Raw genomic sequence first — 13,219 nt, forward strand, 5'->3', positions numbered from 1 at the left:
CGGCATGACAAACATTCACAAAATAAGAAACTTTGGGAGGACTATTCAATGAGTGTAAAAGTAGGCATTAACGGTTTTGGACGTATCGGACGACTCGCATTCCGCCGCATTCAAAATGTGGAAGGCATCGAAGTTGTGGCAATCAACGACTTGACTGATGCTAAAATGTTGGCTCATTTGCTTAAATATGATACAACGCAAGGCAAATTCGACGGGGACATCGAAGTTCATGACGGTTACTTCAAAGTAAACGGCAAAGAAGTCAAAGTTCTTGCAAACCGCAACCCTGAAGAACTTCCTTGGGGCGAGCTTGGCGTCGACATCGTTCTGGAGTGCACAGGCTTCTTCACGACGAAAGAAAAAGCCGAGCTTCACCTGAAAGGCGGAGCGAAAAAAGTCGTAATCTCCGCTCCTGCAACAGGCGATATGAAAACGATCGTTTACAACGTAAACCATGAAACACTGGACGGAACCGAAACGGTCATCTCCGGCGCTTCCTGCACAACGAACTGCCTGGCTCCAATGGCTAAAACGCTCAACGACAAGTTCGGCATCGTATCCGGCCTGATGACGACGATCCACGCTTACACAGGCGACCAAAACACGCTGGACGCTCCGCATCCAAAAGGCGACTTCCGCCGTGCTCGCGCCGCTGCCGAGAACATCATTCCAAACTCCACTGGCGCTGCAAAAGCAATCGGCCTGGTGCTTCCTGAGCTGCAAGGCAAACTGGACGGCGCCGCTCAACGCGTGCCTGTACCAACAGGTTCCCTGACTGAACTCGTTACGGTTCTGAACAAGAAAGTAACGGCTGAAGAAGTCAACGCGGCCATGAAAGAAGCGTCCGACCCAGAAACTTACGGCTACACCGAAGACGAAATCGTATCCTCCGACATCAAAGGCATCACGTTCGGTTCGCTCTTCGACGCAACTCAAACCAAAGTGCTGACTGTAGGCGACCAACAGCTGGTAAAAACCGTTGCTTGGTACGACAACGAAATGTCCTACACGGCTCAATTGGTTCGCACATTGGCATACTTCGCGAAACTGGCCAAGTAAGAATAGCCGGTCAAGCGGAATATACGGAGCGGAAACAGAACCTTTGTTTCCGCTCTTTGTAAATTGAATGCGGACATCCGATCGGAAGCCGCCTTTCGGATGGCCGCGGATTTCCGAATTGAATTGAAGAGGATACAAGCATACATCCGATTTGGATAGAGACAGATGGAGAGTTTGGATAGATAAAACAAGAGGATTGAAAAAATCCCGAAACGAACGAGCTTGTCCCCTGTAATTCCTGAATAAAAACAAAAAATGGGTACGGAGGAACGAACCATGAACAAAAAATCTGTGCGTGATGTGGAAGTAAGCGGCAAACGCGTATTCGTGCGCGTGGACTTCAATGTGCCTTTGGAAGACGGAAAAATTACGGACGATACGCGGATCCGCGAAACGCTGCCAACGATCAAATATTTGACCGAGCGCGGCGCGAAAGTGATTTTGGCAAGCCATATGGGCCGTCCAAAAGGCGAATTCGTCGATTCCCTGCGCCTGACGCCTGCAGCGGAACGCCTGTCCGAACTGCTCGGCAAACCGGTCGTGAAAGTGGATGAGGCCGTAGGCGAAGCGGTTAAAGCCGAAATCGCGAAACTGAGCGACGGAGACGTGCTTTTGCTCGAAAACGTGCGTTTCTACCCTGGGGAAGAGAAAAACGATCCGGAGCTGGCCAAACAGTTCGCCGAACTGGCCGACCTGTTCGTCAACGACGCATTCGGCGCCGCTCACCGCGCCCATGCTTCCACGGAAGGCATCGCGCATTACCTGCCGGCTGTATCCGGCCTGCTCATGGAAAAAGAACTGAGCGTGCTCGGCAAAGCTTTGTCGAATCCGGAGCGTCCGTTCACGGCCATCATCGGCGGTTCGAAAGTCAAAGACAAAATCGACGTGATCAACAACCTGCTGAACATCGCGGACAACGTGCTGATCGGCGGAGGTTTGTCCTATACGTTCATGAAGGCGCAAGGATATGAAATCGGCATGTCTTTGTGCGATAATGAGAAACTGGATGTAGCGCTCGGATTTATCCAAAAAGCGAAGGATCTCGGCAAAAACTTCCTGCTTCCTGTCGATATCGTCATCGCGGACGACTTTAGCGCAAGCGCGAACGTGGATATCGTGGAAGTGGGCAACATCCCTGAAAAATGGGAAGGCGTGGATATCGGACCGAAAACGCGCGCCAAATACGCCGAAATCATCAAAAATTCCAAGCTTGTCGTATGGAACGGACCGATGGGCGTGTTCGAAATCGATCCATTTTCGGGCGGTACGCGAGAAGTGGCTGAAGCCTGCGCCCAAACCGAAGGTTACACGATCATCGGCGGCGGCGACTCCGCGGCAGCGGCGGAAAAATTCCATCTGGCCGACAAAATGGACCATATCTCCACAGGCGGCGGCGCTTCGCTGGAATTCATGGAAGGCAAGGCGCTCCCTGGCGTCGTTGCTCTGAACGATAAATAATCCGGGCGGGTACAGCCGTAAGGATTTCCGAAGAAGGAGTTGAAGCAAGTGAGAACACCAATCATTGCGGGCAACTGGAAAATGTTCAAAACCGTTCCGGAAGCCAAAGCATTCATCGAAGAAGTGAAGGGCAAAGCGGAAGTGGAAGGCGTGGAAAGCGTCATCTGCGCACCGTTCACCAACCTTCCGGCATTGGTTGAGGCCGTCAAAGGCACGTCCATCAAAATCGGCGCCCAAAACCTGCATTTTGAGGACAACGGCGCATTCACCGGCGAAATCAGCGGCGAAATGCTGAAGGAGCTTGGCGTGGACTATGTCATCATCGGCCACTCCGAGCGCCGCGCTTATTTTGCCGAAACCGACGAGACCGTCAACAAAAAAATGCACGCGGCATTCCGCCACGGCTTGACGCCGATCGTGTGCGTGGGCGAAAAGCTCGAAGAGCGCGAAGCCGGCCAAACGAAGGACGTTTGCAAAGTGCAAACCGAAGCGGCGTTCCAAGGCCTGTCCGCTGACCAAGCGGCTCAAGCCGTTATTGCTTACGAGCCGATCTGGGCGATCGGAACGGGAAAATCCTCGACAGCACAGGACGCCAACGAAGTCATCTCCTACATCCGCGACCTGGTGAAAGGACTGTACGGGGAAGACGTGGCGAACAAGGTTCGCATCCAGTACGGCGGCAGCGTGAAGCCTGAAAACGTAGCCGAGTACATGGGCCAAAGCGACATCGACGGCGCTCTTGTCGGCGGCGCCAGCCTGCAGCCGGCTTCCTACATCCAGCTCGTTCAGGGGGCGAAGTAAGATGACCGCACCTAGACCCGTAGCATTGATTATCATGGACGGATTCGGTCTGCGCGACACCGTGGAGGGCAACGCCGTTGCCCAAGCGAAAAAGCCGAATTATGACCGCTTGATGGCCAAATACCCGCATACGACGCTGACCGCCTGCGGCGAAGCCGTAGGTTTGCCGGAAGGTCAAATGGGCAACTCCGAAGTGGGCCATTTGAACATCGGCGCGGGGCGCATCGTATACCAGGATTTGACCCGCATTTCGAAATCGATCCGCGAAGGCGAGTTTTTCGAGAACTCTACGCTGGTCGAAGCCGTTCGCGCGGCGAAAAATAACGGCAAAAAGCTGCATTTGTACGGCTTGCTGTCGGATGGGGGCGTACATAGCCACATTGAGCATATGTTCGCCATGCTTGATCTTGCCAAAAAAGAGGATATGCATGATGTGTATATCCATGCGTTCCTGGACGGCCGCGACGTGGCTCCGGACTCCGGCAAGAAGTTCATTCAGGAAATGCAAGCGAAAATCCAGGAAGTGGGCATCGGCAAAATCGCGACCGTGCAAGGCCGCTATTATGCGATGGACCGCGACAAACGCTGGGAACGCGTAGAGAAGTCCTACCGTGCGATCGTGTACGGCGACGGACCGAAATATACCGATCCGCTGGAAGCCGTCACGGATTCCTACAACAAATCGGTATTCGACGAGTTCGTGGAGCCAACGGTCATCGTGGACGAAAACGGCCAGCCGGTATCGCTCGTGGAAAGCGGCGATTCCGTCGTGTTTCTGAACTTCCGTCCGGACCGCGCCATCCAATTGTCGCAGGTATTCACGAACAAGGACTTCCGCGGATTCGACCGCGGGCCGAAGTTCCCCGAAAACCTCCATTTCGTCTGCCTGACGCTCTTTAGCGAAACGGTTGGCGGATATGTGGCCTACGAGCCGAAAAACCTGGACAACACGCTGGGCGAGGTGCTGGTGCAGCATAACAAAAAGCAGCTCCGCATCGCCGAAACGGAAAAATATCCGCATGTCACGTTCTTTTTCAGCGGCGGACGCGACGTCGAGCTTCCAGGGGAAACCCGGATTCTCATCAACTCGCCGAAGGTGGCCACGTACGACCTGAAACCTGAGATGAGCGCATACGAAGTCGCGGACGCTTGCGTCAAGGAAATCGAAGCCGAAAAACATGACGCGATCATCCTGAACTTCGCCAACCCGGACATGGTCGGACACTCCGGCATGCTGGAGCCGACGATCAAAGCGGTCGAAGCAACGGACGAATGCATGGGCAAAGTCGTTGACGCGGTCATCGCCAAAGGCGGGGTAGCGATCATCATCGCCGACCACGGAAACGCCGACATGGTGTTTGACGAACAGGGAAGACCTTTTACGGCGCATACGACGAACCCGGTACCGTTCATTTTGACGGACGAAAACGTGACGCTGCGCGACGGCGGCATCCTGGCCGACGTGGCTCCGACGATCCTCGATCTGATGCAGCTTCCGAAACCAGCGGAAATGACCGGAGAATCGATGATTGCAAGCCGCAAATAAACGGTATAATGATAGAGATGGTATGAAACTGGACTAAATACACAAACAAAGGAGACTAAGTACTATGACTATTATTTCTGACGTGTACGCTCGCGAAGTCCTCGACTCCCGCGGCAACCCGACTGTAGAAGTTGAAGTTTACCTCGAATCCGGCGCCATGGGCCGCGCCATCGTTCCATCCGGTGCCTCCACAGGCGCCCACGAAGCCGTTGAGCTTCGCGACGGGGACAAAGACCGTTACCTCGGCAAAGGCGTTCTGAACGCCGTGAAAAACGTGAACGAAATCATCGCTCCCGAAGTGATCGGCATGGACGCTTTGGACCAGCTCGGCATCGACAAGCTGATGATCAAACTGGACGGCACGCCGAACAAAGGCAAGCTGGGCGCCAACGCGATCCTGGCCGTTTCCATGGCCGTTGCCCGCGCGGCAGCCGACGCGCTTGACCTGCCGCTGTACGTATACCTTGGCGGATTCAACGCAAAACAACTGCCTGTACCGATGATGAACATCGTCAACGGCGGCGCTCATGCCGACAACAACGTCGACGTGCAAGAGTTCATGATCCTGCCTGTAGGCGCTCCTTCCTTCAAGGAAGCACTCCGCACAGGCGCTGAAATCTTCCACAGCCTGAAATCCGTATTGAAGGGCAAAGGCCTGAACACGGCCGTAGGCGACGAAGGCGGTTTTGCACCGAACTTCACTTCCAACGAAGACGCTTTGTCCTCCATCATGGAAGCCATCGAAAAAGCCGGATACAAACCAGGCGTGGACGTATTCCTGGGCATGGACGTTGCTTCTACCGAGTTCTACAAAGACGGCAAGTACCACCTGGAAGGCGAAGGCAAATCCTTCACTTCCGCAGAGTTCGTTGACCTGCTCGCTTCTTGGGTCGACAAATACCCGATCATCACGATCGAAGACGGCTGCTCCGAAGACGACTGGGAAGGCTGGAAACTCCTTACCGACAAACTGGGCGACAAAATCCAGCTCGTTGGCGACGATTTGTTCGTAACGAACACCGAACGTCTTGAAAAAGGCATCAAAGACGGCATCGGCAACTCGATCCTGATCAAAGTGAACCAAATCGGTACGCTGACCGAAACCTTCGACGCGATCGAAATGGCGAAACGCGCAGGTTATACTGCGGTTGTTTCCCACCGTTCCGGCGAATCCGAAGACAGCACGATCGCGGACATCGCAGTGGCAACGAATGCCGGCCAAATCAAAACGGGTGCTCCTTCCCGTACCGACCGCATCGCGAAGTACAACCAATTGCTCCGCATCGAGGACGAACTGGCCGAAATGGCTCAATACAACGGCTTGAAGTCCTTCTACAACCTGAATAGATAAGAAGCAGCCTTTCTAAGCTGTATGAAAACCGTCCCGGCATGATGCCGGGGCGGTTTTTTGTAGTGTTTCGGTGCCATGCAAGTACGCATGGCGATCATTTCGGGGGACGCTAAACTACCGTTTTAATGAGACCGATATAAAAAAGTACGAAGGGGATGCAAAGTTTTTGTCTGTGAAGCAGCTTATGCTGTCCAGGGGCTTTTCCAGTGGCTCATTCCGCTTCGCTTCTTGCGATTTTTTCGTTGAAGGGTCAGGGGAAGTCCTTGTTTTAGGAATTGGGCTATGGTACAATAAAAATGCTGTTTTATGAACGACAGGTAATGTTTGAGAAGCAATGTTGAGCACTGATATAGAATGATGTTTAGCTCACTGGGAGGTGGATCGAATGGAAATTTTGTTGAAAGTACTGCTCGTCATTTTCTCGATCGCTTTGATCGCAATCGTTCTTTTGCAAAAAGGGAAAAGCGCAGGACTGGCCGGTGCCATCTCCGGTGGCGCAGAACATCTTTTCGGAAAAACGAAAGCCCGCGGCATGGACTTGATCCTGCAGCGCGTGACGGTCGTCGTGGCGGCGTGCTTCATGATTTTGGCCATTCTTGTGGCGGTCTTTTCGAAATGATATAGCTTGACTTGGAAACCCTTCGCTCTTTCATGAAGAAGAGCGGGGGTTTTTTAATATCCCCGGGCCTTGGAAACATCTTCCGATGCGGAAGCTCCAGAAGGCTGATCCAATGGATGCCTTTCGCGGCCACGCAGGGATGCAAACGATTAATTCCGTGTATACTAGGGTATGTGTATATAAATACGGAAAATGCCGACTGGTAACGATAACATAGAGGCTTGCGGGAGGGACGCCCTGCCCGCATGCGAACCGAGGAGATAATTGATGATAACGGAACAAACAATATTGGATTTGATGCAGAGCCCTGACTACAAACCGATGACCTACCAAGAGCTCGAAAAACATTTCAGGATCACGGACAGCTCCGAATTCAGGGAATTCCTGAAGGTTTTGAACAAGCTGGAGCAGGAAGGCCGAATCATGATGACGCGTACGGAGCGCTACGGCCTGCCGGAGCGGTTGGACTTGCTGCGCGGGCGGCTTCAGGTACATGCAAAAGGTTTTGCTTTCCTGATCCCGGAGGACAAGGAACATCCCGACGTCTATATCGGGGCCCATGATCTCTTGGGCGGCATGAACGGCGATACGGTGCTTGTGCGCGTGACAACCCGCGGTCCGGCCGGAGGCAAACTCGAAGGCGAGGTCGTCAAAATCGTCACCCGCGCGGTGAATCAGGTCGTCGGCGTATTCCAGGGCCATGAAGCCTATGGATTCGTGCTGCCGGACGATAAACGGATCGTGCGGGATATTTTCATCCCGAAGGAATCGACGAAAGGCGCGGTGGACGGCGACAAGGTCGTCGTTCGCATCGTTAGTTATCCCGAGGGCCGCGCCGCGGCCGAAGGCGAAGTCATCGAGGTGCTCGGCCATAAGGACGATCCGGGCGTGGATATTTTGTCGATCATCCGCAAGCATCAGTTGCCGGAAAGTTTTCCGGATGAAGTGATGGCTGAGGCGGAGAGCGCCCCGGATTCGATCACCGAAGAGGAAATCGTCAAGCAGGGGCGGCGGGATCTGCGCGGCAAAAATATCGTCACCATCGACGGCGAAGACGCCAAAGACCTCGACGATGCCGTCAACGTGGAGCGCCTGGACAACGGGCATTACCGCTTGGGCGTTCACATCGCGGATGTCGGTTATTATGTGCGGGAGAAGTCCGAGCTGGACAAGGAAGCCTACAATCGGGGCTGCAGCGTCTATCTCGTGGACCGCGTCATTCCGATGCTGCCGCACCGCCTGTCGAACGGCATATGCAGCTTGAATCCGAAGGTGGACCGCCTGACGTTGTCCTGCGAAATGGAATTCGACGAGCATATGAAGGTCGTCAAACATGACGTGTTCACAAGCGTGATCAAAACGAAAGAGCGGATGACCTACAACAATGTGCGCAAAATCCTCGAAGAGGAAGATCCGGAGCTGATGGAGCGCTACAAGGATCTTGTAGACGATTTCCGCCTGATGAAGGAGCTGGCGCTCAAGCTTCGTTCGCGGCGGATGAACCGCGGCGCGGTCGATTTCGATTTCGTGGAATCGAAGGTGATCGTGGACGAAAACGGCAAGCCGGTCGATATCGTCAAAAGGGAACGTTCGATCGCGGAGCAGATCATCGAGGAGTTTATGCTTGCGGCCAACGAAACCGTGGCGGAGCATTTCCACTGGCTGAAGGTGCCGTTCATTTACCGGGTGCACGATAATCCGGATCCGGAGAAAATGCAAAACTTCCTTGCATTTGCCGAGAATCTCGGGTACCACGTCAAAGGCAGAGGCAACTCCGTTCATCCGCGGGCGCTGCAGACGCTCCTGGAGGAAATCAAGGATACGAAAGAGCAAACCGTCATCAGCACGATGATGCTGCGGTCGATGAAGCAGGCGAAATACGACGCCGACATGTCGGGCCATTTCGGCCTCGCGGCGGAGTTCTACACCCACTTTACGTCGCCGATCCGCCGTTATCCGGACCTTGTCATCCACCGGGTCATCCGCGAGGTCATCGAAAACAACAACATTCTGCCGGAAAAACGGCAGGAATATTTGGCGTCGCGGATGCCGGAAATCGCCCAGCATTCTTCCGAGCGGGAGCGCGTCGCGGTCGAAGCGGAACGCGATACGGATCAGCTGAAGAAAGCGGAATACATGCTGGATAAGGTCGGCGAAGAGTTCGACGGCATCATCAGCAGCGTCACCGGCTTCGGCATGTTCGTCGAGCTGCCGAATACGGTGGAAGGGCTCATCCGTCTGGCCGGGCTGACGGACGATTATTACCACTTCGACGAGGCTTCGATGTCGCTCATCGGCGAGCGGACCTCCAAAGTGTTCCGCATCGGCGATGAAGTGAAAATCCGCGTGGCACGGGTGAACATGGACGATCACACCATCGATTTTGAGATGGTGGACATGAAGCCGCGCCGCGAACGGAGACCGGGCGGCGGGTTTGGCGGCCGCGGCGGTGAGCGCGGCGGGCGCGGCAATAAGGCCGGCAGCGGCGGCAAAGCCGGCCGGCCGGGCAAGCGCGAGCGCGGGGCGTCCGCAGCCGGGGAGGCTGCGGGGGCCGGAAGCGCAAGCGCGGCGCAGGCACCGCCGGCGGAAGCGGCCCGGCGGCGGGCGAGATCGTCGAGGCCAACCGGCCGAAGACGTTCAGCTTCGGCTCCGGCAAGGGCGGCTACAGCTCGCCGCATGGTGAGCAAGCCGGCAGCGGACGCCGGAAGAAGACGTCTGGCAGCGGCATCTTTATCGGCGAAGGCGCCGGATCGGGCGAAAGCAAGCGCAAACGCGGCGAAGGCTCCGAGCAGGGCAGCGGCGAAGCTTTTTGGCAGTTCCGCAAAGGCAAAAAGAAAAAGGGTGCCGACAAAAACGGCACGGCGGCTTTTGTGCGGAAGAAGAAAAAGTGAATTCGGTACGCTGGTGAGGACCGTTAGAATGAGCTTCAACCGGTTCTGAGCTTTTTCAGGAATTTGTGTAAGATCGCTTTCGGTAGTGCTGGTTTAGGGCACTGGGGATTTATCGGCGGCGGTTTCGTTCGCATCTGGACAAGCTCGGTCTTTGCCTTGATTTTGGCGAAACCAGTTGATACAATGGACTTCTGGTACGTGTGTCGCGACGAATGTGATGCCCGAGCCGGAAGTCCGCTATTTTGTAATGGGTGAGGAGTGAAAGACATGGGTGGTAAGAAGAGTGACGGGAAGGTACTGGCCCAGAACAAGAAAGCTTCCCATGATTATTTCATCGAGGATACGTACGAAGCCGGCATCGTGCTGACCGGGACCGAGATCAAATCGATCCGGAACGGGAAAGCGAACATCGGCGATGCGTTTGCGACGATCCGCAATGGGGAAATTCATATTCACAATATGCACGTCAGCCCGTTCGAGCAGGGCAACCGGTACAATCCGACCGACCCGACGCGGGCGCGCAAGCTGCTGCTGCATAAGGAACAGATCCATAAGCTGCTGGGTCAGACGAAACAGGAAGGCTACACGATCGTTCCGCTCAAAATTTACATTCGCAATGGCTACGCCAAGCTGCTGTTAGGCCTCGGCCGCGGTAAGAAGCAATACGACAAACGCGAATCCGCCGCCAAACGCGATGCACAGCGCGATATCCAGCGTGCGTTGCGCGAAAAGCAGAAAATTGCGCGTTAACAACCGGTTACGCGAAATCTTAGCAAGTTTCACCTGCGTTTCCTTGCATCATCTGTATCATTTTGGCCGGATGGTGTGATATAATAAATGATGTAAGAGACGCGCAGGCCGCGATCTTTTGCAGAATCAACGAATTGCTTCTGATCGTCCTTTCTTTATGGAGGGAAAGGATGCGGAATTAGATTGCTTCTTGTGCTGCAGAGCAGCTCATCTAATCCGGAGAAGCCCTTTATAACAAGGGGGCGTTCTTGGATTCGACGGGGACAGTTCGAGCATGAGTAGCGGGTAGTGGGGACGCGTCCGCTTCATCAACGCTAACGCCAATAATAACTGGCAAACAGCAAAACAACTACGCTCTCGCAGCTTAATAACCTGCAGACGTGCTCTCGCTCTGCATCGCCCATGTGCCGGGATGAGGGCTCACTCTTAGTGGGATACGCTGTCTAGTCTCCGCCTGCGGCTAGCTGAAGAAGACAAACAGGCTGACCCGAAGGGAATCCGGTGACGGGGAGTCCGAGTATCGCTTACGATGCTAGCATTGCTTCGCAATGCTTTCGGGTGACATCAAAACTGTCACTACACCCGTAGAAGCTTATGTGGCGTTGTCTTCGGACAGGGGTTCGACTCCCCTCGCCTCCATTAAAAGACTCAAAAACGAACACCTTTTACTATGCTAGAGGGTTTGCATTAACACTTTGGAATACAAAGAAGCAATGAAGTGAAAACCTCTTCATTGCTTTTTTGTTTATATAGATGTATTATATTTTAAAGTTTTGCATATATTATTTCCGTAATATCACCTGAAAAGGATATTACGGACCGTGCTCTGGGAACCTTCGAGGCCCAGAGCCTTGATTTTTAAAGTAAAATCACTTATAATTAAAGTATGGATCGTGCCCTTGAATCCTTCGTGGATCTTGGGCCTTTATTATTTTATTGACATATTTCTAGTCATCCCTTAGTCTAAAAATTGGGTTTTTTTTATAATATAGGGCTTGCTGAACGATTCTTTAACCGAAACTCATGGCTAGGCGACTGCGAGATAGCAGCGTAAAAATGAGGCAAAAAAGAACGCGGAGCCTGCGCTCCAGGTTCATCACCAGAAGTTGCAGCGTAATCACGGATTCACTTGTCTTTGCGAGGCGTGCTCGAATACAGCCAAGCCCGTACTTGCGCTTGCCTTCTCCGAACTTGCCTTCGATTGCGTTTCGTTCTCCGGTATCCTGTTTGGCCACTTGCCTATCTTCGCTTGTCGGGCCGTTTTTCGGCTTGCGTCCCAGTGCCGGTCCGCTGAGCCGAATCCCATGCTGTTTGCAGAATCTCCGGTTTTCGCGTGTGCGGTAGATCTGATCCGCTTGGACGACAGCCGGATAGAATCCCATGCGGCTGCGATACTTCTCGATCACGTCCATGAGCGTCGTGCTCTCGTTGAAGTTATCCCAAGATAGCCGATCAAGGAACGCGTAGCCCTTCGTCATGCTTACCGCGATCTTGGCTCCGAACTCGACGCGCGCCTTGGCTTTCCCGCGCACGATCGGCCTGACATGCGGCTGATGAATGCTGACGACCCGGTCTTCCATCTGGTGGGAACGCTCGTTGTACATGTGAAGCTGCTGACGGTACAGTTCGTGAATCACCAGCAGGTCGCGATAGGCTTTGCGGCCAAGTAGCGTGAGCGGTTGCGACTTGGCTTGCTCGGCGATGATGGAGAGGTTCCGTCCAACGTAACCGAGTTGCCTCCTGATCGCTTTGCGAATCACTTTCGGCCCCGGTCTGCGTTGCTTGGAAACGGCCAGAAACTGTTTGCGCGCTTTTTCCCGGTACGTGCGCGGTTTCGCCATTTGTCCGATGACCGGCTCATGCAGCGTATCGATGATCGCTTCGAGCTTCTCCCGCGCTTCATTCAACAGATTCAGATCGGTCGGATACGCCACATCCGCCGGCGCACAGGTGGCATCCACCAGCACGGTCCCTTGATTCGGCTGCTCAGGGGCTTCCCATTCTGCGGTCGATTTCGGATGCGCTTCGCAAACAAGTTTATTCGTTTCAGGAACCTCTGACTCTGTAGCCATCGACTCCACGGGAGACGCTGCTTCTGACGATGCGACTTGCGATTGTGCAAACATGGTTTGCTGCTCGACTTCTTCATCAGAGGCGCGCTTCTTCGAGCGCTTCCCTTGGCCTTTACCGCCGCCGGTCGCGTCGTTGCTGTCATCATCATCTTTCGTTTCCTTCGCACCTTCGGTGGCGACGATCTCATTCAACTCTGCCAGCACGTCCGTCAGACGCTTGCGGAAATGCGTCATCATGGAGTGATGGAACGGTGGCTTCATGACGAATCCAGGCAGACCAATGAAGTATTGCATGTAAGGATTTTCGCTGATCGACTCCAACGTTTCTCTGTCGGTCAGTTGCATTCGCTCCTGAATGATGAGCGCACCGAGCCCCATCCGAAGACTGATCGTTTGCTGGCCGCGAAAGGTGTCTTTGAAAAATTGACCGTATGTTTTCTCAGCCTCCGCCCACGGCACCAACCGCGCCAACTGGACCCAGCGATTGTCCTCGTCCAGCTTTCCGCCAAAGGGCAGAAAGAAATCGCCGGGCAGGATCAATTGATTATCGAGGTGCGCGGTCGGCTTAAACATCTTCGTCACTCCATCTGCAAAGGTTTTAGGTGGTTTTCAAACATTTCCTTTGCATATGATTTCGACAAATGGGCCTTAGAATCCTTGTTGTTATGCGGT

At 54.0% G+C, this 13,219-nt stretch carries 8 protein-coding genes, 1 other RNA gene and 1 pseudogene; 9 read left to right on the forward strand and 1 reads right to left on the reverse strand.

Features of this window, described 5'->3' with window-relative positions; translation table 11 throughout:
- Positions 1-48: 48 nt before the first annotated feature.
- From gap to ssrA, 9 genes and pseudogenes are all read left to right on the forward strand, one after another.
- Positions 49-1,059 carry a type I glyceraldehyde-3-phosphate dehydrogenase gene (gap, locus tag NYE48_RS00905; protein ID WP_340996280.1) on the forward strand — a complete coding sequence of 337 codons (1,011 nt, stop codon included), beginning with the start codon at positions 49-51 and terminating at the stop codon, positions 1,057-1,059.
- Positions 1,060-1,335: 276 nt separating this feature from the next.
- The gene (locus tag NYE48_RS00910) at positions 1,336-2,517 is read left to right on the forward strand and encodes a phosphoglycerate kinase (protein WP_036711038.1); all 1,182 of its coding nucleotides are present in this window, start codon (positions 1,336-1,338) and stop codon (positions 2,515-2,517) included.
- Between the two features lie 48 nt (positions 2,518-2,565).
- On the forward strand, positions 2,566-3,318 hold the full coding sequence (gene tpiA, locus NYE48_RS00915; RefSeq protein WP_340996282.1) for a triose-phosphate isomerase: 753 nt from the start codon (positions 2,566-2,568) through the stop codon (positions 3,316-3,318).
- A 1-nt stretch (position 3,319) separates the two neighbouring features.
- A complete protein-coding gene (gpmI, locus tag NYE48_RS00920) occupies positions 3,320-4,864 on the forward strand; it encodes a 2,3-bisphosphoglycerate-independent phosphoglycerate mutase (protein ID WP_340996284.1) in 1,545 nt (514 codons plus the stop codon).
- Positions 4,865-4,928: 64 nt separating this feature from the next.
- Positions 4,929-6,215, forward strand: coding sequence for a phosphopyruvate hydratase (eno, locus tag NYE48_RS00925; protein WP_212950618.1), 1,287 nt, complete (start codon positions 4,929-4,931; stop codon positions 6,213-6,215).
- A 385-nt stretch (positions 6,216-6,600) separates the two neighbouring features.
- A complete protein-coding gene (gene secG, locus NYE48_RS00930) occupies positions 6,601-6,834 on the forward strand; it encodes a preprotein translocase subunit SecG (RefSeq protein WP_036711044.1) in 234 nt (77 codons plus the stop codon).
- A 267-nt stretch (positions 6,835-7,101) separates the two neighbouring features.
- Positions 7,102-9,725, forward strand: a pseudogene (gene rnr / locus NYE48_RS00935) (ribonuclease R).
- A 267-nt stretch (positions 9,726-9,992) separates the two neighbouring features.
- Positions 9,993-10,475 carry an SsrA-binding protein SmpB gene (smpB, locus tag NYE48_RS00940; RefSeq protein ID WP_036711047.1) on the forward strand — a complete coding sequence of 161 codons (483 nt, stop codon included), beginning with the start codon at positions 9,993-9,995 and terminating at the stop codon, positions 10,473-10,475.
- 238 nt (positions 10,476-10,713) lie between these two features.
- Positions 10,714-11,117, forward strand: a transfer-messenger RNA (tmRNA) gene (ssrA, locus tag NYE48_RS00945).
- A gap of 368 nt (positions 11,118-11,485) precedes the next feature.
- Here ssrA and NYE48_RS00950 read toward each other — a convergent pair.
- The gene (locus NYE48_RS00950; protein WP_009225464.1) at positions 11,486-13,120 is read right to left on the reverse strand and encodes an IS5-like element ISPaen2 family transposase; all 1,635 of its coding nucleotides are present in this window, start codon (positions 13,118-13,120) and stop codon (positions 11,486-11,488) included.
- Between the last annotated feature and the right edge of the window lie 99 nt (positions 13,121-13,219).

The organism is Paenibacillus sp. FSL M7-1455, from assembly GCF_038004655.1.
GTDB lineage: Bacteria > Bacillota > Bacilli > Paenibacillales > Paenibacillaceae > Paenibacillus_AQ > Paenibacillus_AQ cookii.

Excerpts from the sequence above, each read along its gene's own strand:
- smpB (WP_036711047.1), top strand. The coding sequence starts at position 9,993 with ATGGGTGGTAAGAAGAGTGACGGGAAGGTACTGGCCCAGAACAAGAAA.
- eno (WP_212950618.1), top strand. The coding sequence starts at position 4,929 with ATGACTATTATTTCTGACGTGTACGCTCGCGAAGTCCTCGACTCCCGC.
- gpmI (WP_340996284.1), top strand. The coding sequence starts at position 3,320 with ATGACCGCACCTAGACCCGTAGCATTGATTATCATGGACGGATTCGGT.
- NYE48_RS00910 (WP_036711038.1), top strand. The coding sequence starts at position 1,336 with ATGAACAAAAAATCTGTGCGTGATGTGGAAGTAAGCGGCAAACGCGTA.
- secG (WP_036711044.1), top strand. The coding sequence starts at position 6,601 with ATGGAAATTTTGTTGAAAGTACTGCTCGTCATTTTCTCGATCGCTTTG.
- NYE48_RS00950 (WP_009225464.1), bottom strand. The coding sequence starts at position 13,120 with ATGTTTAAGCCGACCGCGCACCTCGATAATCAATTGATCCTGCCCGGC.
- gap (WP_340996280.1), top strand. The coding sequence starts at position 49 with ATGAGTGTAAAAGTAGGCATTAACGGTTTTGGACGTATCGGACGACTC.